Source organism: Marinobacter sp. MMG032 (genome assembly GCF_040112695.1).
Lineage (GTDB): Bacteria > Pseudomonadota > Gammaproteobacteria > Pseudomonadales > Oleiphilaceae > Marinobacter > Marinobacter salsuginis.
Window position 1 is genome coordinate 3,667,274 of sequence record NZ_CP157802.1, and the last position, 23,992, is coordinate 3,691,265.

23 protein-coding genes are annotated in these 23,992 nt (G+C 58.5%); 8 read left to right on the top strand and 15 right to left on the bottom strand.

The window, feature by feature from the left end; all coding sequences use genetic code 11:
- Positions 1–292 precede the first annotated feature (292 nt).
- Complete coding sequence (gene rimO / locus ABNF92_RS16890) at positions 293–1,639, top strand: 30S ribosomal protein S12 methylthiotransferase RimO (RefSeq protein WP_349342791.1); 1,347 nt, start codon at positions 293–295, stop codon at positions 1,637–1,639.
- Positions 1,640–1,834: 195 nt separating this feature from the next.
- On the opposite strand, the gene gatB is transcribed toward rimO, so the two are convergent.
- From gatB to gatC, 3 genes are read right to left on the bottom strand one after another with little or no spacing between them, the layout of a single operon-like run.
- On the bottom strand, positions 1,835–3,286 hold the full coding sequence (gene gatB, locus ABNF92_RS16895; RefSeq protein WP_349342792.1) for an Asp-tRNA(Asn)/Glu-tRNA(Gln) amidotransferase subunit GatB: 1,452 nt from the start codon (positions 3,284–3,286) through the stop codon (positions 1,835–1,837).
- 21 nt (positions 3,287–3,307) lie between these two features.
- Positions 3,308–4,765: an Asp-tRNA(Asn)/Glu-tRNA(Gln) amidotransferase subunit GatA gene (gatA, locus tag ABNF92_RS16900; protein WP_136630256.1), complete on the bottom strand. Its 1,458-nt coding sequence runs from the start codon at positions 4,763–4,765 to the stop codon at positions 3,308–3,310.
- A gap of 11 nt (positions 4,766–4,776) precedes the next feature.
- The gene (gene gatC, locus ABNF92_RS16905; RefSeq protein ID WP_069183061.1) at positions 4,777–5,064 is read right to left on the bottom strand and encodes an Asp-tRNA(Asn)/Glu-tRNA(Gln) amidotransferase subunit GatC; all 288 of its coding nucleotides are present in this window, start codon (positions 5,062–5,064) and stop codon (positions 4,777–4,779) included.
- A 373-nt stretch (positions 5,065–5,437) separates the two neighbouring features.
- Here gatC and ABNF92_RS16910 point away from each other — a divergent pair, with 373 nt between their 5' ends.
- From ABNF92_RS16910 to ABNF92_RS16940, 7 genes are read left to right on the top strand one after another with little or no spacing between them, the layout of a single operon-like run.
- Complete coding sequence (locus tag ABNF92_RS16910; RefSeq protein WP_008170134.1) at positions 5,438–6,478, top strand: rod shape-determining protein; 1,041 nt, start codon at positions 5,438–5,440, stop codon at positions 6,476–6,478.
- A 29-nt stretch (positions 6,479–6,507) separates the two neighbouring features.
- Positions 6,508–7,404 (top strand): rod shape-determining protein MreC, encoded by an 897-nt coding sequence (gene mreC / locus ABNF92_RS16915; protein WP_083231768.1) that lies wholly within the window; start codon positions 6,508–6,510, stop codon positions 7,402–7,404.
- Positions 7,404–7,880: a rod shape-determining protein MreD gene (gene mreD / locus ABNF92_RS16920; RefSeq protein ID WP_069183063.1), complete on the top strand. Its 477-nt coding sequence runs from the start codon at positions 7,404–7,406 to the stop codon at positions 7,878–7,880. Before mreC ends, mreD begins: the two co-directional genes overlap by 1 nt.
- 2 nt (positions 7,881–7,882) lie before the next feature.
- Positions 7,883–8,488, top strand: coding sequence for a nucleoside triphosphate pyrophosphatase (locus ABNF92_RS16925; protein ID WP_069183064.1), 606 nt, complete (start codon positions 7,883–7,885; stop codon positions 8,486–8,488).
- The gene (rng, locus tag ABNF92_RS16930; RefSeq protein ID WP_136630255.1) at positions 8,485–9,966 is read left to right on the top strand and encodes a ribonuclease G; all 1,482 of its coding nucleotides are present in this window, start codon (positions 8,485–8,487) and stop codon (positions 9,964–9,966) included. The genes ABNF92_RS16925 and rng overlap by 4 nt, the downstream gene beginning before the upstream one ends.
- Positions 9,967–10,006: 40 nt before the next feature.
- On the top strand, positions 10,007–13,762 hold the full coding sequence (locus ABNF92_RS16935; protein WP_349342793.1) for an AsmA-like C-terminal region-containing protein: 3,756 nt from the start codon (positions 10,007–10,009) through the stop codon (positions 13,760–13,762).
- Positions 13,763–13,792: 30 nt separating this feature from the next.
- Positions 13,793–14,638, top strand: coding sequence for a carbon-nitrogen hydrolase family protein (locus tag ABNF92_RS16940; RefSeq protein ID WP_349342794.1), 846 nt, complete (start codon positions 13,793–13,795; stop codon positions 14,636–14,638).
- A gap of 43 nt (positions 14,639–14,681) precedes the next feature.
- On the opposite strand, the gene yjgA is transcribed toward ABNF92_RS16940, so the two are convergent.
- From yjgA to ABNF92_RS17000, 12 genes are all read right to left on the bottom strand, one after another.
- Positions 14,682–15,209, bottom strand: a complete 528-nt coding sequence (gene yjgA, locus ABNF92_RS16945; RefSeq protein ID WP_069183068.1) for a ribosome biogenesis factor YjgA — start codon at positions 15,207–15,209, stop codon at positions 14,682–14,684.
- 15 nt (positions 15,210–15,224) lie between these two features.
- On the bottom strand, positions 15,225–16,586 hold the full coding sequence (mgtE, locus tag ABNF92_RS16950) for a magnesium transporter (RefSeq protein WP_069183069.1): 1,362 nt from the start codon (positions 16,584–16,586) through the stop codon (positions 15,225–15,227).
- Between the two features lie 9 nt (positions 16,587–16,595).
- Positions 16,596–16,865 (bottom strand): HPr family phosphocarrier protein, encoded by a 270-nt coding sequence (locus ABNF92_RS16955; protein ID WP_069183070.1) that lies wholly within the window; start codon positions 16,863–16,865, stop codon positions 16,596–16,598.
- 7 nt (positions 16,866–16,872) lie between these two features.
- A complete protein-coding gene (rapZ, locus tag ABNF92_RS16960; protein WP_349342795.1) occupies positions 16,873–17,757 on the bottom strand; it encodes an RNase adapter RapZ in 885 nt (294 codons plus the stop codon).
- 28 nt (positions 17,758–17,785) lie between these two features.
- Positions 17,786–18,256, bottom strand: coding sequence for a PTS IIA-like nitrogen regulatory protein PtsN (gene ptsN / locus ABNF92_RS16965; protein ID WP_069183072.1), 471 nt, complete (start codon positions 18,254–18,256; stop codon positions 17,786–17,788).
- Positions 18,257–18,343: 87 nt separating this feature from the next.
- Positions 18,344–18,652: a ribosome hibernation promoting factor gene (gene hpf / locus ABNF92_RS16970; protein ID WP_008170154.1), complete on the bottom strand. Its 309-nt coding sequence runs from the start codon at positions 18,650–18,652 to the stop codon at positions 18,344–18,346.
- Between the two features lie 100 nt (positions 18,653–18,752).
- The gene (locus tag ABNF92_RS16975) at positions 18,753–20,273 is read right to left on the bottom strand and encodes an RNA polymerase factor sigma-54 (protein ID WP_349344107.1); all 1,521 of its coding nucleotides are present in this window, start codon (positions 20,271–20,273) and stop codon (positions 18,753–18,755) included.
- 157 nt (positions 20,274–20,430) lie between these two features.
- Positions 20,431–21,156, bottom strand: a complete 726-nt coding sequence (gene lptB, locus ABNF92_RS16980) for an LPS export ABC transporter ATP-binding protein (protein ID WP_069183073.1) — start codon at positions 21,154–21,156, stop codon at positions 20,431–20,433.
- Positions 21,134–21,700 (bottom strand): lipopolysaccharide transport periplasmic protein LptA, encoded by a 567-nt coding sequence (lptA, locus tag ABNF92_RS16985; RefSeq protein ID WP_349342796.1) that lies wholly within the window; start codon positions 21,698–21,700, stop codon positions 21,134–21,136. Before lptA ends, lptB begins: the two co-directional genes overlap by 23 nt.
- Positions 21,684–22,268, bottom strand: a complete 585-nt coding sequence (lptC, locus tag ABNF92_RS16990; protein ID WP_069183075.1) for an LPS export ABC transporter periplasmic protein LptC — start codon at positions 22,266–22,268, stop codon at positions 21,684–21,686. The genes lptA and lptC overlap by 17 nt, the downstream gene beginning before the upstream one ends.
- Positions 22,265–22,813 (bottom strand): HAD hydrolase family protein, encoded by a 549-nt coding sequence (locus ABNF92_RS16995; RefSeq protein ID WP_136630250.1) that lies wholly within the window; start codon positions 22,811–22,813, stop codon positions 22,265–22,267. Before ABNF92_RS16995 ends, lptC begins: the two co-directional genes overlap by 4 nt.
- A gap of 22 nt (positions 22,814–22,835) precedes the next feature.
- A complete protein-coding gene (locus tag ABNF92_RS17000) occupies positions 22,836–23,816 on the bottom strand; it encodes a KpsF/GutQ family sugar-phosphate isomerase (RefSeq protein WP_349342797.1) in 981 nt (326 codons plus the stop codon).
- Positions 23,817–23,992 lie beyond the last annotated feature (176 nt).

A 23,992-nucleotide genomic window follows, 5' to 3' on the forward strand; every position in this document is an offset into this window, starting at 1 on the left:
TTGCAAATGAGGCTGCCTTTCCCATAAATCTCTTCCAGAAAAACACTTAAACGCATGATAAGCGAGTAAAAGTGTAGTTGTTTACTTTGTGATCAGCAAGAAGCCTGCCGCCTATAGTGGCAGATTTGTTAAATCTTTCTGAACAAGACGTCACAATTTTTGACGTCTGTCAGATTATTTGGCCAGTTTTGCTGATGGGACTTTTGCTGCAGGCGGTCATGTAGCTGGTGTAAAATGTCGGCCTTCATTCATTTGTGGGCTCGTGCCGAGCTCCGGGAATTCCAAGCCTTTTATGACAGATAACACCCAGACCCCTGCCTCCTCCGGTAACGGCAAAGTCGGTTTCATCAGCCTTGGCTGCCCCAAGGCTCTCGTAGACTCCGAACGAATCCTCACCCAGCTGAGGCTGGACGGCTATGACGTCGTACCCACCTACAACGACGCAGATATCGTTGTCGTAAATACTTGCGGTTTCATTGATGCCGCCAAGCAGGAATCCCTGGACGCCATCGGCGAGGCAATCAGCGAAAACGGCAAGGTGATTGTTACCGGGTGCATGGGCGTGGAGGCCGACAAGATTCGCGACACTCATCCCGGAGTGCTGGCGGTTTCCGGTCCTCACGCCTATGAAGAGGTGGTAGGCGCGGTTCACCAGTTCGTGCCCCAGCAAAAGCAGCACGACCCGTTCACCGATCTGGTTCCGCCTCAGGGCATCAAGCTGACGCCGAGGCATTACGCCTACCTGAAGATCTCCGAAGGCTGCAATCACCGCTGCACCTTCTGCATCATCCCCTCCATGCGCGGCGACCTGGTGAGCCGCCCCATCGGCGATGTGATGAACGAAGCCCAGCGCCTGGTGGATGCCGGTGTGAAGGAGCTCCTCGTCATCTCCCAGGACACCTCGGCCTACGGCGTCGACACCAAATACCGCACCGGCTTCTGGCAGGGCAGGCCGCTCAAGACCAAAATGCAGTCCCTGTGTGAAGCGCTGGGCGAGTTGGGTGTCTGGGTTCGCCTGCATTACGTTTATCCCTATCCCCATGTGGACGACATCATTCCCCTGATGGCCGAAGGCAAGATCCTGCCGTACCTGGACATCCCGTTCCAGCACGCCAGCCCGAAAGTGCTCAAGGCCATGAAACGCCCGGCCCACGACAGCAAGACCCTGGATCGCATCCGCAAATGGCGTGAGATCTGCCCCGAGCTCACCATTCGCTCCACCTTCATTGTCGGCTTCCCCGGTGAAACCGAGGAAGACTTCCAGTATCTGCTGGACTGGCTCGACGAAGCTCAGCTGGATCGTGTCGGCGCGTTCAAATACAGCCCGGTGGAAGGTGCCAAAGCCAACGAGCTGGAGGGTGCGGTTCCCGAAGAGGTTAAGGAAGAGCGGCTGGCCCGTTTCATGGAGAAACAGGCCGAGATTTCAGCAGCCCGCTTGCAGGCCAAAATTGGGCAGACGATTGACGTGCTGATTGATGAGGTCGACGAGGAAGGCGCCATTGGCCGCTCCAAGGCGGATGCGCCGGAGATTGACGGTATGGTTTACCTCAACGACGAGACTAACCTTGTTCCGGGCGAAATCGTTCAGGCCGTGGTTGAACATGCCGACGAGCATGACCTCTGGGCTCGTTTGATCTGATCTGCCGGGCGTTATCGAAGGAGTCCGCAGCCTTGGCAGGTGGCTTCTCCCAAAAATGTCTGTGGCCAAGGATGGCCACAGTCAAGCGCACATGGATGTGCTCGTAGCGTTTTTTGGGAGAAGCCACCTGCCATGGCATCCCCCAAACAACCAGGCCAGGGCCGCAACCAAGAGCCACGGCCCAAAGCCAGCAGGCTATCCCCCAAGCTTGCGAACAAGAATCTCGTTAAACAGCTTGGGATTCCCCTGACCCTTGGAGGCCTTCATCAGCGGCCCCATAAAGCCACCAAGCATCTTCTTGCGCTTCTTCGGGTCTTCCTCGTTCTGATACTGCGCCACCTGATCCGGCATACCGGCTAGAACCTCATCCACCATGGCTTCCAGGGCACCAGTGTCAGAGACCTGCTTTAGCCCCTTGGCATCGATGATGGCATCGACGCTGTCGTTCTCGCCGGTCCACAGCGCCTCAAAGACCTTCTTCGCGCCAGCGGATGAGATGGTATTGTCGGCAATCCGCACAACCAGGTCGCCCAATTGGGCGCCGGTGATGGGGGAGTCGGCAACGGATTTCTCTTCCGCATTGAGGCGGGCAGAGAATTCGCCCTGGATCCAGTTGGCCACCAGCTTGGCATCTTTGCCGTGGCTGGCGGCTTCCTCGAAGAAGGCGGCCAGTTTCGAATCGCCGCTGAGCAGGCCGGCGTCGTAGTCGTTCAGACCGTACTGCTCCATAAAGCGGGTCTTGCGGGCGTCCGGCAGTTCCGGAAGGCTGTTGCGGGCTTCTTCGATGAACGAGTCATCGATCTCCACCGGCAGCAGGTCCGGGCAGGGGAAGTAGCGGTAGTCGTTGGCTTCTTCCTTGGTGCGCATCGACCGCGACTCATCGCGGTCGCCGTTGTACAGGCGAGTTTCCTGCTCAATTTTGCCGCCGTCTTCCAGGATATCCATCTGCCGCTCGACTTCGTGGGCAATGGCCTGTTCCATGAACCGGAACGAGTTCAGGTTCTTGGTTTCGGTGCGCGTACCCAGCGTGTCGGAGCCCTTAGGTTTCAGCGAAATGTTGACGTCAAATCGCATAGAACCCTGGGACATATCGCCGTCGCAGATGCCCAGCGAGGTCACGATGCTGTGCAGCTTCTTGGCAAAGGCGACCGCTTCGTCCGCGTTGTTCATGTCCGGTTCGGTGACCACTTCAATCAGCGGTGTGCCGGCCCGGTTCAGGTCGACGCCGGTCATGCCGTGGAAATCCTCGTGCAGGGACTTGCCCGCATCCTCTTCCAGGTGGGCGTGGTGAATGCGCACCCGCTTGGACTCACCGTTTGGAAGATCAAGGTCCACGTAGCCGGGGCCAACAATCGGGCGCTCAAGCTGGGTGGTCTGATACCCCTTGGGCAGGTCCGGGTAGAAATAGTTCTTCCGCTCGAAGACCGAACGGCGCTCAATCTCCGCGTTCACTGCCAGGCCGAACATCACCGCATAGCGGAACGCCTGCTCATTGGGCACCGGCAGGGTGCCGGGCATGGCGAGGTCAACGGCATTGGCCTGAGTGTTGGGCTCGGCGCCGTAAGCGGTGCTGGAGCCGGAAAAAATCTTGGTTTTGGTGGCGAGCTGAACGTGAATTTCCAGCCCGATCACAATGTCCCACTGCATATTCGTTCTCCTGTCCCGGGCTTATTGCGGTTCGCGCTGGTGCCAGTCGGTCACCTGCTGGAATTGATGGGCGGCGTTCAGCAAACGGGCCTCTGAGAAATAATCCCCAATGATCTGCATACCCACCGGCAGACCGTCCACGAAACCGGCCGGCACGGACATGGCCGGAACGCCCGCCAGGTTGATGGCGATGGTGAAGACGTCCTCAAGGTACATGGTCACAGGATCACTGGTCTTCTCGCCCTGGATAAAGGCCGGCGAGGGCGTGGTCGGGCTCATCAGTACGTCCACTTCCTTGAAGGCGTTGATAAAATCCTGCTGGATCAGCCGGCGAACCTTCTGGGCCTTGAGGTAATAGGCATCAAAATAGCCGGCGGACAGGGCATAGGTGCCCACGAGAATCCGACGTTTCACCTCTTCTCCGAAACCCTCCGCCCGGGAGCGGGTGTACAGATCCATCAGATCCTTCGGGTCCTCGCAACGGTAGCCATAGCGCACACCGTCAAACCGTGACAGGTTGGCAGAAGCCTCGGCCGGCGCGATCACGTAATAGGCGGCAATCGCTAACTTTGCGTTTGGCAGCGACACTTCTTTAACCGTGGCACCCAGCTTCTCGTATTCCTTGATCGCGTTGCGAACCTGCTGCTCCATCGCCGGGCTGAGCTGGTCACTGAAATATTCCTTAGGCAGGCCAATCTTCAGGCCTTTGAGCGGTTCATTCAGCGTGGCTGTGTAATCAGGCACCTCGCGGTCAATGGACGTGGAGTCCTTGGGATCGAAGCCGGCCATTACATTCAGCATAAGCGCATTGTCTTCTGCTGTGCGGGCCATGGTGCCACCCTGGTCCAGACTGGAGGCAAAGGCAATCATCCCGTACCGGGATACCCGGCCATAAGTCGGCTTCAGCCCGGTAACACCACACAGCGCCGCCGGCTGACGGATCGAACCACCGGTGTCCGTGGCCGTCGCCGCCGGAGTCAGTCGAGCCGCAACCGCCGCAGCCGACCCGCCAGACGACCCGCCCGGCACACGTTTGTTGCCTTCGCTCAATCCCCATGGGTTGGTCACGGCGCCAAAATAACTGTTCTCATTGGACGACCCCATGGCGAACTCGTCCATGTTGGTCTTGCCCAGGCATACCGCGCCCGCCTGGCGGAAATTCGCCGTAACGGTCGCGTCGTAGGGCGGAACAAAATTCTCCAGCATCTTCGAACCACAGGTGGTGCGAACGCCGTTGGTACAGAAAATATCCTTGTGCGCGAAAGGAACCCCGGTCCAGGCCGTGGCATTCCCCGCTGCCCGCTGCTCATCCGCCATCCGGGCATCAGCCAGCGCCTGCTCCTCGGTCACGGTAATAAAGCTGTTGTACTTTGAATCTTCCCGCTTGATGCGGTCGAGGAACTCCTGCGTCAGCTCAACGCTGGACACCTTGCCGCTCTCCAGATCCCGGGAAAGCTCTGCTACAGATTTGCTATGCATGACGTTTCCTTTCACTCAATCACTCGGGGAACCAGATAAAGCCCGTTCTCGGTAGCCGGCGCAATCGCCTGGAACGCCTCCCGCTGATTGGTCTCGGTTACCTCGTCCGCGCGCAGGCGCTGGACCGCATCCAGCGGATGGGCCATGGGCGCAACCGAATCGGTGTCGGCCGCACCCAACTGATCAACCAGATCCAGGATGTTGCCCAGATCCTTCTCCAGAGCCGAAACCTGCTCGTCATCCACACGAATGCGGGCGAGCACAGCGACTTTCTCAATGTCCTCACGGGAAATGGTCACGTATTGCCTCCCAGGTAAATGAAATGTCGGTAATAAATCTTTGAAAGAAGAGGGCCGTTAAAGAATCTGGGGCCGTTCGGGAAGTCCTTTTCAAAACTGTAGAGGGCCAAGGATGGCCCGAAACAAGCGCACATGGATGTGCTCGTAGCGTGTTTTGAAAAGGACTTCCCGAATGGCCCTACACCGAGGCCCGAAATCGAAAGGGGGTATGGTAACAGATTCGAACAATGGCGGGAGGCCCCAGCCCATAAGGTAAATGTGTGAACCGTAAGGCGTGAGGCCCGCTAGCGCCTTGCCTGCAGGGGTGCTCACTGCTAAAGTTGCCGCATCTTTTCTTTGCGACTGCAACTCTCAGGTTGAAACTACACGAATGTTGATAAAAAGACTCCGAGGCATCTTCTCCAGCGATCTGTCCATCGACCTGGGCACCGCCAACACCCTCATTTACGTGCGTGAGCGCGGAATCGTGCTGAACGAGCCCTCGGTAGTGGCCATTCGCACCAACAACTCCCAGAAAATGGTCGCCGCGGTAGGCGCCGAAGCCAAGCGCATGCTCGGCCGTACACCGGGCAACATTACCGCCATTCGCCCAATGAAAGACGGCGTAATTGCAGATTTCGTGGTAACCGAAAAAATGCTCCAGCACTTTATTCATAAAGTGCATGAGAACAGCTTCATTACCCCTAGCCCGAGAGTGCTGGTGTGTGTGCCCAGCAAGTCTACGCAGGTTGAGCGCAAGGCCATCCGCGAATCCGCCCTCGGTGCCGGCGCCCGGGAAGTCTTCCTGATTGAAGAGCCCATGGCGGCTGCTATCGGTGCCGGCCTTCCGGTTGAGGAAGCCAGCGGTTCCATGATCGTCGATATCGGTGGTGGTACCACCGAAATCGCCATTATTTCCCTGAACGGCATCGTCTATGCCGAATCCGTGCGGGTTGGTGGTGACAAGTTCGACGAAGCCATCGTTACCTACGTGCGCCGCAACTACGGCAGCCTGATTGGCGATTCGACCGCCGAGCGCATCAAGCACGAAATCGGCTGCGCCTACGAAGGCCTCGAAATTCGTGAGATCGACGTGCGCGGTCGCAACCTTGCAGAAGGTGTGCCCCGGGCATTCACGCTCAACAGCGAAGAAATTCTCGACGCGCTGCAGGAATCCCTGGCGCAGATCGTTCAGACCGTCAAAAGTGCTCTTGAGCAGTCTCCGCCTGAACTGGCCTCCGACATTGCCGAGCGCGGTATTGTACTGACCGGTGGCGGCGCTCTGCTGCGCGGGCTGGACAAACTGATCAGCGAAGAAACCGGCCTGCCGGTGATCATCGCTGAAGACCCGCTGACCTGTGTTGCCCGTGGTGGCGGCAAGGCGCTGGAAGTGATTGATCGGGGTGGCATCGGAATGTTCTCCCAGGAGGGATAATCCTGTGGGGAGGGCTCGCCATTAAAACCATCTTTGTCCAGGGGCCTGTTCCCGGTTTCAGACTCCTCATTGTTCTTCTCGTATCGGCAGCCCTGGTGGTTGCCGATGCGCGGTTCGACAAGCTCTCAACCGTGCGAAGCACCATCGCCACCGGCCTGGCCCCTGTGTACTGGCTGGGCAACGCGCCTTACGAATTTACCGATTGGGTCGCCGGACTGTTTGAAAACAAACAGGATCTACAGGAAGAAAACGAAGATCTCCGCGCCCGATTGCTGATCCTTGAACGTCGCGCCCTGAAATACGCCGCGCTTGCGTCGGAGAACAACGAGCTGCGCCGCCTGATGAACTCTTCCGAAGTTCTGGATGATCGGGTGATTGTCGGTGAGGTTGTCGGCGTTTCCCCGGATCCCTTCTCCCACGAAATCATCATCAACAAGGGCCGTAGCGACGGCTTGTCGCCGGGCCAGGCAATCCTGGATGCCCATGGTCTGATGGGGCAGGTGGTGCAGAGTAGTCAGATCACCTCTCGCGTTCTGCTGGTTTCTGACAGCAGCCACGCGGTGCCCGTGGAGGTAGTGCGCAACGGCCTGCGCGCAATCCTGCTGGGCACCGGTGATACCGATACCCTGGATCTCGTTCATGTGCCGGACACGGCCGATATCCGTGAGGGCGATCTGCTGGTCAGTTCCGGGCTTGGCGGACGTTTTCCGAGGGGGTACCCGGTTGCGGAAGTCAGCCGTATTTCCAAGGAACCGGGCGAACCGTTTGTTTCCATCGAAGCGTCACCCAAGGCGCAGCTGAACCAGAGCCGTCTTGTACTGGTGGTATTCCCGCCGGAGAATGCCTCTCCGATCGAAGTCGAGGTGGTCGAGGGTGAGACTGCCGCTAACGCCGAGAATGACGGCAACCAGGGAGGGGAGGACTGATGTTATCCGTAATCAGCTATCCGGTTTTCGCGCTCTCCGTGGTTGTTGCACTGGTGTTCAGTATTTCCCTGTTTCCTGTGGGTTGGTTCGAGTTCCGCCCGGAGTGGCTGGGGCTGGTGGTGTTCTATTGGACATTCCGGGCTCCGGCCCAGTTCGGAATCCTCCTGGCCTGGTGTCTGGGCTTGTTGCTGGATGTGCTCGAAGCCACTCCCCTTGGCGTCAATGCCATGGCCATGGCGCTGATCGCCTTCCTGGTGCTTACCATCCATCAACGTCTGCGCATGTATCCGATGCCCCAGCAGTGCCTGATGGTGTTCCTGTTGCTGGGCATCAATCAGATGCTGGTGCATTTCGTGAAGCAGCTGCTGGGGGCCGATGACGCCGGGTTCAGCTACCTTTGGCCGGCCCTGACCAGTGCCCTGGTGTGGCCGGTATTCTGTATCCTGCTGGACAACATTAACCGCAAACTGGGTTAGCCATGCCATCCATCATTCTTGCTTCGGCTTCGCCGCGCCGGGCGGAGCTGTTGCAGCAAATCGGCCTGAAATTTTCGGTTCGTCCGGCGGACATCGACGAAACAGCGGAAGTCGATGAAACGCCGCAACATTATGTGGAACGTTTAGCCCGGGAGAAGGCGCTGGCTGTGGCCGAATCCGCGCCGCAATGCCTGGTTCTGGGGTCGGACACTTCAGTGGTGCTCGATGGAAGAATCCTTGGTAAGCCCACAGACGCGGCGGATGCCCGGGAAACCCTGGCCCGCCTTTCGGGCGCGACGCACCAGGTGATGACTGCCGTGGCGCTGGCCAACGATGGGCAATGCCAATCCGTTCTGGTCACAACGGAAGTCTGTTTCCGGGATCTCTCCTCCGAAGAGATTGATGCTTACGTGGCCAGCGGCGAACCCATGGACAAGGCCGGAAGTTATGGAATTCAGGGCCTTGGTGGTATTTTTGTTAATGAGCTCCGGGGTAGCTACAGTGCCGTGGTTGGCCTGCCGCTGCAGGAAACCGCCGCGTTGTTGGCTGGTGCCGGTTACCCGGTCTGGAAAAACTGGCCGCGCAGTCTGGAGAGCCAAACATTATGAGTGAAGAGATTCTTATCAACGTCACCCCGGTGGAAACGCGGGTGGCCCTGGTTGAAAACGGCATGCTGCAGGAGGCCTACATAGAGCGCACCAGCAGGAAAGGCATTGTCGGGAACATCTACAAGGGCAAAGTGGTGCGGGTTTTACCGGGCATGGAAGCCGCGTTCGTCGATATTGGTCTGGAACGGGCTGCATTTATCCATGCCTCCGATGTGGTTCCGAGTCAGTCCAATGGCGATGAGCCTGCCGACACCCCCAAGACCGTCCCGGATATCCGCAGCCTGCTCCGGGAGGGCCAGTCCCTGGTGGTTCAGGTTACCAAGGACCCGATTGGTACCAAGGGCGCCCGTCTGACCACCCAGCTTTCAATCCCTTCAAGGTATCTGGTGTTCATGCCCGGCGTCAGTCACGTTGGCATTTCGCAGCGCATTGAGGATGATGCCGAGCGAGCGCGCCTGAAAACCCTCGTCGAGGAGGCGGCAGCGGCAGATCAGGACGTTCAGGGTGGTTATATCATCCGGACGGCTGCAGAAGCGGCCTCGCCTGAGGACCTGATTGGCGATATGGCCTATCTGCACCGGTTGAGCCAGTCCATACACGAGCGAATTGCCCGGGTTCAGGCCCCGGCCGTTGTATACCAGGATCTGCCGCTGTTTATTCGCACCATCCGTGACCTGATCCGACCGCAGACTGAAAAGGTTCGCATCGACAGCCGCGAGAGCCACCAGAGGGTGATGGAGTTTGTCGAAGAGTTCGTTACGGAATTTGCCGACAAGGTAGAGTACTACCCGGGCGAGCGGCCCATCTTTGATCTCTACTCGGTGGAAGACGAAATCCAGAAAGCCCTGAGCCGAAAGGTCCAGCTCAAGTCCGGCGGTTATGTGATCATCGACCAGACCGAGGCCATGACCACGATCGATATCAACACCGGCGCGTTCGTGGGGCACCGTAACCTGGAAGAGACCATCTTCAAGACCAATCTGGAAGCAGCCCGGGCGATCAGCCGCCAGCTGCGGCTGCGGAACCTGGGCGGTATCATCATCATCGATTTCATCGACATGGAAGATCCCGAGCATCAGCGCCAGGTGCACCGGATGCTGGAAAAGATGTTGGAACGGGATCACGCCAAGACCAAGATTACCGGGGTGTCCGAGCTGGGCCTGGTGGAAATGACCCGCAAGCGCACCACCGAGAGCCTGGGCCAGGTGCTTTGCGAACCCTGTCCGATCTGTGACGGACGCGGTTTCCTGAAGACCACCGAAACCGTGTGTTATGAAGTTTTCCGGGAAATTCTCCGGGTCAATCGTGCCTACGATGCCGAAAGCTATCTGGTGATGGCCTCCCAGAGCGTGGTGGACCGCCTGCTGGATGAGGAGTCTGACAACGTCGCCGATCTGGAGACTTTCATCAGCAAGACCATTCGGTTCCAGGTGGAGCCGTTCTACAGCCAGGAGCAGTATGATGTGGTTCTGCTCTGAACCCGGGAAACCGCGCCGGTTACCGGGTTAAGGGGCCTGGATGTCCTCCGCTGATCACGAACCGCCGCTTCCGGAGAACCTGCCCGAGAGCCCTCCAGTGCGGCTATTGGCGCGGCTGGCCAGTCTGATCTGGTGGATGCTGTTGGCTCTGCTCGTGCTCCTGGCACTGTACGCCGGGCTCGGGCGCCAGCTAACCCAGAATGTGGACAGCTTTCGCGATGATCTGGCACAGGAGTTGTCCAATCGACTGGGCCATGATGTCAGCATCGGCGGTCTTTCCTCCCAGTGGTACTGGCTGGATCCTGCATTCACCGCTCGGGACATTCAGATTAGTCACCCTGATACCGGCGTCGTTGTAGCGAATCTCCAGCATCTGAACATCCGTTTTGATGCGCTCGCCTCGCTGACCCGCCTGAGGATCGTCTTTGAGGACTTCCAGGCAGACGGTCTGGAGCTGACCGTCAACCAGGAACGGGGTGGTGACGTCGCTGTGAGGGGGGCGGACATACCGGAACCAGTGAGCAACCAGTTGCAGGAGTGGCTGGAGCTTGCCGGCAACTGGCTGTCCGATCCCTATGTGAAAATCACCCGGGTCAATCTGGGCATCCGGGATAATCAGGGCAATCTTCGGCACCTGGACATTCCCCAACTGGACCTTGATTATCGCCGTGGCTTGTTTCATGCGTCTGGCCGCGCCATGCAGTCCGGTACCACCCAGCAGTTGGCCAGCTTTGCTTTGGTAGGTCGTCACTTTTTTCGGGGCGATTTTACCGGTCAGCTGTACCTTGATGTGGATTCCGGTCGGCTGTTCGATGGGCTGATCGACGAATACCAGTGGCGGACGCTTCGGGTGGAAGGGTTCGATCTTGGCGGCGAGGCCTGGCTCACGTTCCGCAACGGCCTGCTGCAACAGGTGACCGGAACCGTTCGAACACCCTACCTGCAACTGGGTGTCGGGTACGAATCCCTGGCGCCCCTGGAGGATATCCAGGCCAGATTCGGCTGGCGTCGCCACGATAGCGTGATGACCGATGAAACCCTGGTCGAAACCGGCGCCTTCGCACTCGGGGAGTGGCACCTGAAGCAGCTCCAGTGGACCTGGGATGGTGACGTGGTTTCCCCCTTCAGCCTCAGGCTGGCGCCGTCGGATGGCGGCATGTCCGTGATCGCCGATGCCCTGCCACTCGCGCCCACCCGCCGCCTTGCGGCCAGGCTTCCGATACTCCCGGAGCGCGCGCTCACGGCTTTGGGAAACTATCGCCCGGGCGGTTTCCTTGATCAACTGAAGATCTTCTTCCCCGATGGCGCACCGGAGGATTTCGAGCTCTCGGGACGTTTGCGCGAGGTCAGCGTGAGGGCCCACGGCGGCGCACCCGGCATCACCTCCGCCAACGGTGAGATCTTTCTCGACAGGCAAAAGGGCTATGTCCGAATTGCGGCGGGGCAGTCTCCTGTCTCTCTCGAGTTTCCCCAGCTTTTCGGTGGCGCCTGGTCCTTCCCGGAAATTGAGGGGGACGTGGCCTGGCAGCTGGATGGTGCCATTACCCGGGTCTTTTCAGACGGCGTTCGAATGCGTTATGGCGAAGCCACAGAACTCGACGGTGCTTTTGACCTGAGGATGGATCGCGAAGGCGAGGACAACCTTGGTCTCAGGGTTTCGGTGAAAAACGGCAATGCCGGGATGCTGGCAGACTTTGTTCCGGTCAAAGCGGTCAATCAGGGACTGTATGACTGGCTTACCACGGCGATCCTTGAGGCCGATATCACCTCGGGAACCTTCTTCGGCCATGGCCAGATAGGCTCGGATGCTCCGAAAGGGTCCTTTGTGACGTCCATGATCTATGAGTTTGACCAGGCGTCCGTTCGTTACGATGACGCCTGGCCAGTAGTCACAGGCGCCCGGGGCAATGTCAGGGTTCATAATGGTGATACCTTGGTCCGTCTGGAGGAAGGGCGAACCGGAGGCTTGGATCTGGCTTCCGGAACAGTCCGGGTTATTCCCTCTGATCAAGGTACCCGAATAAGGGTGGATGCCTCGGCTCGGGTGCCGGGCGAGTCGGTTAGTTACTGGATGGAAAACAGTCCGTTGGGTGATATGGCAGGGACGGAGGCTCAAAAGCTTCAGTACCGCGGTCAGTATCAGCTGGATCTGGGCATTGATCTGCCGCTGGGCTCGGACCAGCTGCCCGTGGTTGAAGCGAGTATTGACGTCGAGGAGGGCGCGGTGTCCTATCCGGCCGCCGGGCTGGAATGGCAATCGGTTCGTGGCGCGCTGACCTATCACAGTGAAGATGGATTCTCGGGTGGCCCCCTGGCTGCAGAGTTTTTCGGCGAGCCGGTAACCATCGCCTTCAGCAAGGCCCGCGCCGGCAATGCACTCAGCATTCGCCAGTCCGGCTCTCTCCGGGTACCGGAAGTGTTCGCCAAAGCCGAGCTGTCAACGGACTCCGGGTTTGGTCTGCAGGGTAAAGTTGCCTACAGCGCCGAACTGGATGTAGGAGCCCAGTCAACATCCGGAATTCGCGTTCGCTCCAGTCTAGAGGGACTGTCAGTGGACTGGCCGGAGCCGCTGTCAAAAACAGCGAGTGAGGCCGCACCGCTGCGGGCCACGATCAATCCATCCGCTTCCGGCGGTCTCGGCATTACCGGTGATTGGGAAAACCGGGCTACGTTCGATCTGTTGTGGAAAGAAACCGGGTTTGATCTGCGCCTGGGGCGGCTCTATCTTGGCCCAGAGGTCCTGAGCGACATCGAGATCAATGCGCTCGACCTTGATGACCGCTGGGTGGTCAACACCAGTTCCCGACGCGCCGAAGGCCGGTTGGTGATTCCGACGAGCGGCGAGACAGTGAAGGCTGATTTTCAGGTGCTACGGCTCGTCCGTAGCGAGACCCCCCGTGAGGAGTCCGAAGAATTATTAACGCTGGAAGAACAGTTGGAAGCCTTCCGGGCGCTGGATATGGGCAGTTGGCCAGATATCGATGTGTCGATCGCTGAACTTCGGCTGAATGAAGAATCCCTGGGGCAGTGGGCCTTCCGGCTTCGCCCTGAGCCTTTCCGGCTGCAGGTGAACGACATCGAGGGTCGCCTCAACTCCCTGACCCTGCTGGGAGATATGACCTGGAGCATCGTCGGAGACCGTGAGACCAGCCGGTTCAAAGGCTCGATAACCGGTGGTGCCCTGTCGGACTTGAATGAATTGTTGAATGCCGAAATGCCGGTTACCAACGAGGGCACGAACATCGAGCTGGACCTGGATTGGCCCGGCCGCCCTGATGAGTTCTCCATACCGGAACTCAGCGGTTCCGTAAGCCTGCGACTGGATGAGGGTGTCATCCTTGAACGAAACAACACAGCTCAACTGTTCCGTGTCTTCAATCTGCTGAACTCCGACACACTCTGGCGCCGGCTGAAGCTCGACTTCTCTGATCTGTATGAGCGGGGCGTGGCCTTTGACGCGATCTCGGGGAAGGCGCAAATTATCAATGGATTGCTGACCATGGATCCGGAGCTTCAGATTGTGGGCCCATCGGGCGCTTTCAAGCTCAGTGGTACCACCAATATGGCCAGCGAAGATCTGGATATGCGACTTGTGGTTGTGTTGCCCCTGACCCAGAACTTACCCCTGGCCGCTTTGCTTATGGGGGCAGGAGCGCCGATTGGCGGCGCTCTGTTTGTACTGGACAAGATTCTGGGCGATCCTCTTAGCAGGCTGACCAGTGCGACCTATAGTGTGACCGGTACATGGGATGAGCCGGAGGTGGATCTGCAGCGGGTCTTCGATACCGGTGAGTGAGTTTTCTGTTCGGCAATAGCGGAGGCAGTTATGAGCAAGCGTGTTTCCAACCGGGTTGCGGCCATACAGATGGTCAGCGGCCATGATATCGAGGCCAACCTGGCTGAAGCGCAAAAGCTGTTGAAGGAGGCCGCCGCAGAGGGGGCTTCTGTCGCGGTGCTGCCAGAGAATTTTGCAGTTCTGGCCACGTCTCAGATGATCGATTGTGGCCGTCAGGAAGCCGGCCCTGAGCCTGTAATCAGTGCATTTCTGGCGGAGCAGGCCCGAAAGCTCGGAATCTGGATCGTGGGCGGATCAATGCCTGTGGCCAAGCGACCGGATGGCTCCGAGATCGAAGATCGGGTTCGGGCGACCTGCCTGGTGTTTGACGATCAGGGCCGGGAAGTTGCCCGCTACGACAAGATCCACCTGTTCGACGCCATGGTCGAAGACGCCCATGGCCAGTATCGGGAATCCGACACCTTCGAGCCCGGCGAGCAGGTGGTGACCGTGGACACGCCCGCCGGGAAGCTGGGGCTGGCGATCTGTTACGACCTGCGCTTCCCGGAGCTGTTCCGGCTGTTGCGGGAGCAGAATGTGGACTGGATTTGCCTGCCGAGCGCTTTTACCTGGCAGACGGGTGATGCTCACTGGTATCCGTTGATCCGGGCGCGGGCTATCGAAAACCAGGTATGGGTAGTGGCGCCGGGCCAGGGTGGTCAGAACAGCGAGCGCCGGCGCACCTATGGCCACAGCCTGATCTGTGATCCCTGGGGGCGGGTGGTGACGGAAATGGGTGAAGGCCCGGGACTGGTTGCCGCCGAGCTGGACCTGGATCAGGTGGCCAACCTGCGCACCCGGATGCCAGTGTGGGAGCACCGTCGGCTCAAAGGCTGAAAGCAGGGCAGATGAACCGTCATCTGCCCCTGACTTCACAGGTTCACATCGCCTCAGCGTCGTCGATGCATTCCCGAAGGTACCGGAAGAGTTTTCGGGCCTGGCCGGTGTTCTTTTGCTTCTCTACATCCTTGCGGGCGTTGCGGGCAAGGTTGCGCAGATGCTGCATGTCGGCGCTGGGGCAATAGCTGAAGAATTCCCCAACAACCGAGTCCCCTTCCGAAATCATTCGATCCCGCCAGCGCTCCGCAAGGTGATGCCGGCGGGTGTGCTCTTCGCTACCGGCGTCGAAGGCATCAATGGCTTTTGCCAGGGCCTCGGGATCATCTTCTTGGCGAATCACCTTGCCGATGTATTGCAGATGCCGCCGTTTCGCCTCGTTCTGGCGGATGCGCCGGGATTCTTCGATGGCGGCACGAAGTGTGTCGCTGATCGGCAGCGTTTCCAGCTGATCATTGCTCAGATCGAGCATCCGCTTGCCAAGATCCTGCAGGGCATGCATCTCCCGTTTCAACTGGGATTTGCTGGGACCGTCGTATTCTGGCGCGTCGTTGTCTTGGTGATCTTTCATAAATCCGACATCCGTTTAAGCATAGAAAATCGTCGCAAGGCCGAGAAACGCCATAAAACCGACCACGTCCGTAACGGTCGTGAGAATCACGCTGCCTGCCAGGGCCGGGTCGATGTTGCGGGATTTGAGAAACAGTGGCAGGACCGTGCCGACGAGGGCAGCTGCAACCAGATTGATCACCAGAGCGGCAGCGATAATGGCTCCTATCAGCAAATCCTGGAACCAGAGCATGGCGGCGCCGGCAACAACGGCGGCCCACAGCATTCCATTCAGGATGCCCGACAGGAACTCCCGGTTCAGCAACCATTTTACATTGGCACCACTGATTTGCCCGACCGCCATGCCTCGGATGACGAGGGTGAGGGTCTGGCTGCCGGCAATACCGCCCATGCTCGCTACGATGGGCATCAGCACCGCCAGAGCTACGACCTTGGCGATGGTTTCCTCGAATAAACCGATCACCGCCGATGCAATCAGGGCGGTGATCAGGTTGATTCCCAGCCAGACGGCGCGGCGGCGCGATGTCTTCCACACCGGCGCGAAGGTGTCCTCGTCCTCGTCCAGACCGGCCATGCTCATCAGGGAGTGGTCAGCATCCTCCCGGATAACGTCTACCACGTCGTCGATGGTGATGCGGCCCAGAAGCCGGCCTTCCTCGTTCACCACCGGCGCCGAGATCAGATCGTAGCGTTCAAACAATGTCGCTACCTTGGTGTCGGAGAGGCTTACGGGAATCGGCTCGATGTCGGTATCCATCACTTCCCGCACGGTGGAGGCGGGGTTGGATACCAGCATCTTGGTAATCGGCAGCATGCCAATGAAATCATCCCTCCGGCTCACCACGATCAGACTGTCGGTCATGGGGGGAAGGTTGCGGTGTCGGCGAAGGTAGCGGAGTACAACGTCAATACTGATGTCCGGACGCACCGTGATGGTGTCCGTATTCATCAAGCCGCCGGCGGTGTCCTCCGGGTAGGAGAGCACTTCCTCAACCCGTTGCCGGTCCTGTTCGTCCATGGTCTCCAGGACTTCCTGGATGACCGTATCCGGCAGCTGCTGCAGCAGGTCCGCCAGGTCGTCGGATTCGAAATCCTCGATGATGTCGGCCAGTTCCTGGGCGTTCAACTGGCTCAGGAAGTAACCCCGGATATCATCGCTGAGATACTGGAGAACCTCGCCCTCCAGCTCTTTGTCTACCAGGTTCCAGAGCAGGGCACGCTGGCGGGGCGGAGAGGATTCGAGCAGATGGGCAATATCACTGGGGCTCAGGCCACCGTTCAGGATGCGGGCAACCTGTTTCAGTGCGCCACTGTCCAGGGCCTCGCTCAGTGAGCGAAGGCGCTGGCGGGCCTGGCTTTTTTCCAGAATATCGGTCATGTGTCTATTTTACTCACCTTCGCCGAAATAATCGTTGATCAGTTCGGCCAGGGCTTCTATGGCCTGCTCTTCATCCGGACCATCGGCAATAAGCTCCACATCGGTCCCCTTGCTGGCGGCCAGCATCATCACCTGCATGATGTTTTTTGCGTCTACATCCCGGCCCTTGCCACTAATCCGCACACTGCTGTCGAATCTGGATGCCGTGTTAACGAGTTTGGCCGTGGCGCGCGCGTGCAAACCCAGCTTGTTGATAATGGTAATCGGGCGGCGAATCATGGTTCGATCAGATCTCTTCCCGGGTCTGAAGGTGTGGCAGTTCGGTATGGCGTACCTGCACATTGCTGTAACGCTGCCGGAAGTAGTCGCCCAATTGCTCGCAAACATACACTGAACGGTGCTGGCCGCCGGTACAGCCAATGGAAATCGTCATATAGCTGCGGTTGCTGTCTGCGAAAGAAGGCAGCCAGGTATCCAGGAAGGCCTTCAGGTCGTCGATCATCTTCCGGCTCGCCGGTTCTTTTTCCAGAAATTCTATAACCGGCTGATCCGTGCCCACGTACTTCCGCAGACTGGTATCCCAATAAGGGTTGGGCAAACAGCGAACATCGAAAACATAGTCGGAATCCAGCGGTACTCCGTGCTTGAAGCCAAACGACTGGAACAGCAGTGCCAGTTCCTGATCCTTCCGGCCCACGACTCGCTGCTTCACCATATCCCGAAGTTCGTACATCGACATACCGGTGGTGTTCACATACAGGTCGGAAAGCTTGGAAAGTGGTTCAAGCAGCTTCTTCTCGCTGGTAATGGCTTCCCTGAGGGAGGTCCTGTCGTCACTCAGCGGGTGCTTTCTGCGGGTAGCATGGAAACGCTGGAGAAGTGACTGCTCGTCGGCATCAAGGAAGATAATTTCAACGGTAACCCCGGTCTCCTGGAGGCGCCGGTAAATTTCCTCGAAATTGGCGAGCTCGCCGGAAAGGTTGCGCGCATCAATGCTGACCGCCATCTTGCCGAGCCGGCCGGGCTTGGTCTGGCTCGCTGCTTCCCGGGTGAGAGGAAAGAGCAAGCCAATGGGAAGATTGTCGATGCAGTAGAACCCGAGGTCCTCCAGCACATGAAGCGCGGTACTTTTACCCGAACCGGACCTGCCACTGACGATAATCAGCTTCATGACCAAATCACCTCCACTGCAATGAAAATCAGCCGCCTGAGGCGGTCATGCGCTGGTACAGCGTGCCGGCGTCCTCACATTGCCGGAGGCGATCACAGAACGACCGCTCATTGAACTTCTCTGCCAGTTGGCTGAGCAGCTCCAGGTGTTCGCTGGTTGCCTCTTTCGGGACGATCAGGGCAAAAATCAGATCCACCGGCTGATTGTCGATGGCATCGAATTCAACGCTTTCTTCGAGCGTCATCAGCACGCCCACCACGTGATCAAGGCCCTCCAGGCGACAGTGGGGAATGGCGATCCCCTGGCCAATGCCGGTACTGCCCAGGCGCTCACGGGAAATGAGGTTGTTGAAGAGCTGGGTCTCGCTGAGCGTGTTGTCCTGGTGGTTTATTTGCTCGGCAATAAACTCCAGGGCCCGTTTCTTGCTGGACGCAGGTACCCTGCAGAGGGTGAGCTCCGGAACAAGAATAGTGTCTATGGTCAGGGATGTGTCGCTCATGGATCGACTGCGTTTCCGTTAAAAAAAAGGCTGCGACACGTTGTTCATGTCGCAGCTCGATTAGATGACTTGCATGAAAACAGCCAGTTAGCGAGAGCCGTTTCCGTGCATCCGGTCTACATTCTTTTCCTTGTGCTTGAGGATCTGGCGGTCCAGTTTATCGATCAGGGCATCGATGGCTGCGTACATGTCCTCGTTTTCTGCCTTTGCGTGAATCTCACCACCAACCACGTGCAACGTGGCTTCCGCAATCTGGCGCACCTTTTCCACTTCCAGGGTCACCTGGCAGTTACTGATGTGGTCGAAGTGACGCTCGAGCTTTTCGAACTTCTCTGAAACGTAATCTTTCAGTGCGGGAGTCAGTTCTACGTGATGGCCTGAAATATTGAGTTGCATAGGCGTCTCCTGTTGTCATCGTGCCGGCTCCCGGGAGCCGGTCTGGGTGCTGGCGCAGTGTGCGCCGGCGAATAAGGTGTTGCGTCCCGCACCGGGGTATTCAGACCAGCCGCTTGCGCTCGTTGGACGGCGGAATGTGCATGGCCTCCCGGTACTTGGCAACGGTGCGTCGCGCAACCTTGATTCCCTGTTCCCCTAGCATGGCTGCAATTTTACTGTCGCTCAACGGCTTTTTGGGGGTTTCCGCAGCAATGAGCTTCTTGATCATCGCCCGGATGGCCGTGGAGGAGCATTCGCCACCCTCGTCAGTGCTGACGTGGCTGGAGAAGAAATATTTCAACTCGAAAATGCCCCTTGGGGTATGCATGTATTTCTGGGTGGTTACCCGTGAAATCGTCGATTCATGCATTTCTACCGCCTGGGCGATGTCTGAAAGAATCAGCGGCTTCATGGCTTCCTCGCCGTGATCCAGGAATCCCTGCTGGTGTTCGACAATACGGGTCGCCACTTTCAACAGGGTCTCATTGCGGCTCTGCAGGCTCTTGATAAACCACTTGGCCTCCTGCAACTGATCACGCAGGTAGGTGTTGTCGGCACTGCTGTCCGCACGCCTTATAAGTGAAGCATAGCTGGCATTCACCCGAATGCGCGGGGCAATTTCCGGATTCAGCTCAACACGCCAGCGGCCATTGTGCTTGCGAACGATAACGTCCGGAATAACGTAGTCGGGTTCGGCGCGATCAATCACGTCGCCCGGCCGCGGGTTAAGGCCGGTGATCAATGCCAGGACTTCCCGCAACTGATCTTCTTTCAGACGGCTGCGCCGCAGCAACTGGGCGTAGTCACGGTTGCCCAGCAGATTGATGTAGTGGGTAATCACCAGTCGCGCCTGGGCCAGCCAGGGCGTCTCGGGTGGTAGCTGGTTGAGCTGGATCAGCAGGCATTCCTGCAGATCCCGGGCAAACACCCCTGGCGGATCAAAGTGCTGGAGGCGGTGCAAGACGGCTTCCACTTCATCCAGTTCCAGAGGGTCTTCCTCGTTCTCATCCAGCAGTCCGGCGTGGATTTCTTCCAGGGGGCTGGTGAGATAGCCGCGCTCATCCACAGCGTCCATCAGGGCATGGGCAATGGCCTGGTCCCGTTCACTCAGCGGGGTCAGATTGAGCTGCCATTCCAGGTGATCCTGAAGTGTTTCGGTGGGCGAGTTGCGGGTCTCGAAATCGTGATCGTTCTCGTCGTCGTTGCGGGCGGCCGGCGCGGGCGCGGACTGGTAGATGTCGTCCCAGGCGGTGTCTACTGGCAGGTCATCCGGAATGTTGTCCGGAATGTCGTTCTCGGAGGACCAGTCCGGACCGTTCTCTGATTCGTCCCAGTCGCTCGAAGGTTCCGGCGCGGACTCGGCCGCGGATTCTTTATCGTTAGTCTCGCGCTCGTCGTTCTCGGCGGTTGCGTCAGCCTGATCATCGTCCTCGGATGTCTCCAGCATGGGGTTGGATTCCAGTGCCTGCTGGATTTCCTGTTGGAGGTCGAGGGTGGAGAGCTGGAGAAGCCGGATCGCCTGTTGCAGCTGGGGCGTCATGGTCAGGCTCTGACCCAGCTTTAACTGTAAGGAGGCTTTCATAACCATGGTTCAGGATCCGTCACTCATCAGCGCTTTGTGTCATAAGTCGTGAAAAATTCTATATATGCCGGTTACTTGCCGTCGTTTTATTTTACCCTAGCAAGTTCTTTGCCGAGTTTACTTGCTACAGGTCATCAAAACAATGAGCCTTTCGGTGTCACAGCCTGAATTCATCGCCCAGGTAGACTTCCTTGACTTGCTGGTTGGCCAAAATCGCATCGGCATTGCCGGAGGCGATGATGTGGCCTCCGGAGACAATGTAGGCGTTCTCGCAGATGTCCAGGGTCTCTCGCACGTTATGATCGGTAATCAGAACGCCAATACCCTTGTCACGCAGATGCCGGATGATGTGCTTGATGTCGCTTACGGATATCGGGTCGACACCGGCGAAGGGTTCATCCAGAAGTATGAAGGCCGGTTCCATGGCCAGCGCCCGGGCAATTTCCACCCGTCGCCGTTCCCCTCCCGACAGGGCCATGCCAACGCTGTCCCGGATATGGGTTATGTGGAATTCTTCCAGCAACTCCTCGAGCTTTTTCTCTCGATCCGCTTTGCCCAGCCCCCGACGGGTTTCGAGGATCGCCATGATGTTGTCGCGTACCGACAACTTGCGGAACACCGAGGCTTCCTGGGGCAGGTAACCGATGCCTTGCTGGGCGCGTCCGTGCATCGGCAGTGGCGTAATATCCCGGCTGTCGATGGTGATACGGCCACGATCGGCAGGGACCAGCCCGACGATCATGTAGAAGCAGGTGGTTTTCCCGGCGCCGTTGGGGCCAAGCAGTCCCACTATCTCCCCACTGCGAATTTCCAGGGAAACGTCGATCACCACTTTTTTCTGCTTGTAACTCTTTGCCAGGTTACTGGCTCTCAGAACTGCCATCGGTTTCCTGTCTGTCAGTGCGTCTGTCGGCGCTGCGTGGCTGAATCACCATCTCTACCCGGCCGCTGCCTTCGCCCGTGTCGGCGCCGCCTTCAGCGGTCACTACCCGGCCGGCGGTATCATAATGAATGACGTCGCCGCGGAACAGGTTGCCATTCTGCTCGATGACTGCTTCGCGTTCAAAGGTCAGCCGACTGTCGGTGGCTGACCAGGTAATGTTCAGGGCGCGTGCGTCGGTTTCTCCTTCGCCCTCTCGCGCCGGCTGCCGATATCTGGCCGGGGTGCCGGAGGCTTCGATCCGGCTCAGCCCGTCCTCGGAGCGATAGAGGACTACCCGGTCCGCGTTCAGCCGGGTGTTGCCCTGCTCAAGTTCTACATCCCCGGTGTAGGTGGCAATGCCCTGACTGTCGTCGAGGCGTGCATTGTCTGCGGTAACCTTGATGGGGGTGTCGGAATCAAGGTCGAAAGCGGCCGCCGGGCCGGTCATCGCGGCTGTCAGCAGGGCAACCAGCAGGCGCCGGTATCGGTTAGTTTCCGGTTTCATAGCGTCCTTCCACCTGGGAGTTCAGTTCCAGAATCCGCTCGTCTATCCACGCTTTCATGCCCGTGGCCCGGGTAATACCGGTAACGTCGCGTATTTCTACGGGTGCATCTGTATATACCATGCCCCGGTCGTTATCCAGGGTCAGGGTTGATGTTGTCAGGGTGGCGTCCCGTTCTCCAATCGTGCGCTGAATCCGGACATTGTCCGTCAGGTACACCAGATTCTGGTTCTGTAGCAGGCTGCCATTCTCGGCTTCAACAATCCAGGGTAGGGCGCCGTCGCCGCCATAGAGTTCGGCACGGGGAGAGTCCATGGTGGCAAGGTTGCCTTCCTCGAACTGTTCGATGCGAGGGCTGGAGAACCGGATCTTCAGGTTCCCTGATTCGTCGAAGGAAGTGTACCGGCCATTCACCACGAAGCCGTCTGGCTCGGCATCGCCCCTCAGCGCCGCTGCCTCATCATCGATGACCGGCGGCTCATCGCTTTGCCAGAGCAAAAAGACGGCTGCCACCACGGTGCCAGCCAGCGCCAGGGTTCGCAGCCAGGGCCGGTCCGGGAGCCAGTTCACGCCTCGGGCTCCAGATAGGGTGCCAGTGTAGAATCAAGCTTGCCGTGGGCGGTAAGCAGCAGATCGCAGGCTTCCCGCACCGCACCTTCTCCGCCTCGAGCGTGGGTGCAGTAGTCCGCATGTTGCTGCACCAGCCAGTAACCGTTGGGTACGGTGATGCCGAGCCCGGCGAATCTGAGCGCCGGCAGATCTGGCAAATCGTCGCCCATATAGGCGATGGCTTCCGGACCAATGTCCATGGTGCTCACCAGCTCCTGCAGGGCCACTTTCTTATCTTCGCGCCCCTGCATAAGGTGAGGTATGCCAAGATCGCGCATCCGTTTCTCAGTCAGCGGCGACTGCCGGCCGGTAATAACGGCGACGGTAATGCCGGCCGCCATCAGCTGTTTCAACCCCAGACCGTCGAGGATGTTGAATGCCTTCAGTTCATCGCCGTTGGCGCTGAAGTAAAGCTTGCCATCGCTCATAATGCCGTCGACATCGAGGGCAATCAGTCGGATTCTGGCAGCTTTTGTAAGCAGGGCGTCCGGCCATTGGTGCGTCATATCACATAGCTCCCCATAGCCCTTATATTACGCCGGCCCGCAGCAGGTCATGCATGTTGATGGCGCCAACCAGAGCACCTGCGTCGTCCGTCACCGGCAGGGCGTTGATCTTCATTTCCTCCATGATATTGAGCGCTTCCGCCGCAAGATGATCGGCCTGAATGGTTTTGCCATTCCGGGTCATCACCTCGCTGATGGGGGTATTATGAATATCCACTGACCGATCCAGGGTCCGGCGCAGGTCACCGTCCGTAAATATTCCGGTGAGGGTGCCGTCCTGATTGACGACGGTGGTCATGCCAAGCCCCTTGCGGGAGATTTCAAGGAGTGCGCCACTGAGAAGTGTGCTCTCGTTGACGACCGGAATCTGGTCACCTGTGTGCATGATGTCGGATACCCGGAGCAGAAGCCGGCGCCCCAAGCTGCCCCCGGGGTGCGAGAAGGCAAAATCCTCGGCACTGAAGCCGCGAGCTTCGAGCAGGGCAACTGCAAGAGCGTCGCCCATGACCAGGGTGGCCGTTGTCGAGGAGGTGGGGGCAAGGCCCAGGGGGCAGGCTTCCACCATCACGCTGACGTCCAGGTTGGCAATGGCTTCCCGGGCCAGGATGGAGCTGGCATTGCCTGTCATGCTGATCAGGGGGGCACCCATGCGTTTGATAAGCGGCAGAATGGTGACCACCTCGCTGGTGCTGCCACTGTTGGAGATAGCAATCACCACATCCTGAGGGGTGATCATGCCCATGTCACCGTGGCTTGCCTCGCCGGGATGCACGAAAAAAGAGGGCGTGCCGGTACTTGCCAGGGTGGCCGCAATCTTGTTGCCGATGTGGCCGGATTTTCCCATGCCGGTCACCACCACGCGGCCCTTGCAGTTCATAATGACGTCGCAGGCCCGGGTGAACTGGTCGTCGATCCGGTTCTCAAGGGCATCAATGGCGTCGCGCTCGATGCGGATGGCGCGGATGGCAGAGGATCGGAAATCATTGGGTGTCGGTTCGGTCATCGGGCTTGGGGCCTGGCTGTCGGGACATTGAAAATGTTGGGCAGAGTATACCATTTTCACCCGGCAACAATGCCCGCTTACCGAAAGTTCAGTCAAACTGATCATTGCTATCAGTACATTTTGGGCTGTTTGGATTGAGCTTGAACGCTCCTTGGCATAATGTAGCCCCTCTTTTA

What these genes read in the sequence shown, in the direction of transcription:
- rimO (WP_349342791.1), top strand. Translation starts at nt 293, where the DNA reads ATGACAGATAACACCCAGACCCCTGCCTCCTCCGGTAACGGCAAAGTC.
- gatB (WP_349342792.1), bottom strand. Translation starts at nt 3,286, where the DNA reads ATGCAGTGGGACATTGTGATCGGGCTGGAAATTCACGTTCAGCTCGCC.
- gatA (WP_136630256.1), bottom strand. Translation starts at nt 4,765, where the DNA reads ATGCATAGCAAATCTGTAGCAGAGCTTTCCCGGGATCTGGAGAGCGGC.
- mreD (WP_069183063.1), top strand. Translation starts at nt 7,404, where the DNA reads ATGTTATCCGTAATCAGCTATCCGGTTTTCGCGCTCTCCGTGGTTGTT.
- ABNF92_RS16925 (WP_069183064.1), top strand. Translation starts at nt 7,883, where the DNA reads ATGCCATCCATCATTCTTGCTTCGGCTTCGCCGCGCCGGGCGGAGCTG.
- rng (WP_136630255.1), top strand. Translation starts at nt 8,485, where the DNA reads ATGAGTGAAGAGATTCTTATCAACGTCACCCCGGTGGAAACGCGGGTG.
- ABNF92_RS16935 (WP_349342793.1), top strand. Translation starts at nt 10,007, where the DNA reads ATGTCCTCCGCTGATCACGAACCGCCGCTTCCGGAGAACCTGCCCGAG.
- ABNF92_RS16940 (WP_349342794.1), top strand. Translation starts at nt 13,793, where the DNA reads ATGAGCAAGCGTGTTTCCAACCGGGTTGCGGCCATACAGATGGTCAGC.
- yjgA (WP_069183068.1), bottom strand. Translation starts at nt 15,209, where the DNA reads ATGAAAGATCACCAAGACAACGACGCGCCAGAATACGACGGTCCCAGC.
- mgtE (WP_069183069.1), bottom strand. Translation starts at nt 16,586, where the DNA reads ATGACCGATATTCTGGAAAAAAGCCAGGCCCGCCAGCGCCTTCGCTCA.
- ABNF92_RS16955 (WP_069183070.1), bottom strand. Translation starts at nt 16,865, where the DNA reads ATGATTCGCCGCCCGATTACCATTATCAACAAGCTGGGTTTGCACGCG.
- rapZ (WP_349342795.1), bottom strand. Translation starts at nt 17,757, where the DNA reads ATGAAGCTGATTATCGTCAGTGGCAGGTCCGGTTCGGGTAAAAGTACC.
- ptsN (WP_069183072.1), bottom strand. Translation starts at nt 18,256, where the DNA reads ATGAGCGACACATCCCTGACCATAGACACTATTCTTGTTCCGGAGCTC.
- hpf (WP_008170154.1), bottom strand. Translation starts at nt 18,652, where the DNA reads ATGCAACTCAATATTTCAGGCCATCACGTAGAACTGACTCCCGCACTG.
- ABNF92_RS16975 (WP_349344107.1), bottom strand. Translation starts at nt 20,273, where the DNA reads ATGAAAGCCTCCTTACAGTTAAAGCTGGGTCAGAGCCTGACCATGACG.
- lptB (WP_069183073.1), bottom strand. Translation starts at nt 21,156, where the DNA reads ATGGCAGTTCTGAGAGCCAGTAACCTGGCAAAGAGTTACAAGCAGAAA.
- lptA (WP_349342796.1), bottom strand. Translation starts at nt 21,700, where the DNA reads ATGAAACCGGAAACTAACCGATACCGGCGCCTGCTGGTTGCCCTGCTG.
- ABNF92_RS16995 (WP_136630250.1), bottom strand. Translation starts at nt 22,813, where the DNA reads ATGACGCACCAATGGCCGGACGCCCTGCTTACAAAAGCTGCCAGAATC.
- ABNF92_RS17000 (WP_349342797.1), bottom strand. Translation starts at nt 23,816, where the DNA reads ATGACCGAACCGACACCCAATGATTTCCGATCCTCTGCCATCCGCGCC.